The sequence below is a fragment of the Pseudomonas sp. AMR01 genome, from assembly GCF_041946035.1.
Classification (GTDB): Bacteria; Pseudomonadota; Gammaproteobacteria; order Pseudomonadales; family Pseudomonadaceae; genus Aquipseudomonas; species Aquipseudomonas antarctica_B.
Genome location: NZ_JAUTYR010000178.1, coordinates 1 through 524, shown reverse-complemented (window position 1 = coordinate 524; position 524 = coordinate 1). Strand labels below are relative to the sequence as shown.

1 protein-coding gene is annotated in these 524 nt (G+C 62.6%); it reads right to left on the bottom strand.

Going from position 1 to position 524, the window contains the following annotated elements; genetic code table 11:
• The coding region (locus Q7C20_RS27130) for a hypothetical protein (protein WP_375071232.1) at positions 1 to 524 on the bottom strand (524 nt) is incomplete at its 5' end.

The following is a 524-nucleotide window of genomic DNA, read 5'->3' as shown; positions in this document are numbered from 1 at the left end:
TCATGCGAGCAGTACCGGGTCACCACATTGGAAGTTGAATTCCGTTGTGGAGTACGAGAAGCCGACCCGTTGTACGACTTGGCCTGTGCCGGTCGGTGCCGTCGCCGTGGCCTTGCCGGGCGTGGTCGCGGACAGGAATTGGACGGCCCCAGCGGTCAGGCCCGTTTGAGTGTTGTCCAACCCCTCGAAATACACGGTGGCATTTCCGGACGACGATACCGCCGTCAACACGTACCCGTGTGCTTCCTTGCCCGTGGTCGACGCGTCGGCCTTGCGGACTTTGGCACCGGACGAAATGTGAATGTTCACGAGGTCGCCCGCCGCCAACGCTTCGGACGCGACGATTACCGCCGTGTCCGCGCCGAGTCCGGCCGGGGTCATGGACGCGGGGAGTTTACCGCCCGAGTCCAATGCGATGATCTTGCCCGCGTCACCCGCACCCGCCGACGAATCGACGGCCGCAACCTCGGTGAACAATCCGGCGACCATGGAAATGTACTTATTTCCCGCCATATCATGCTCCT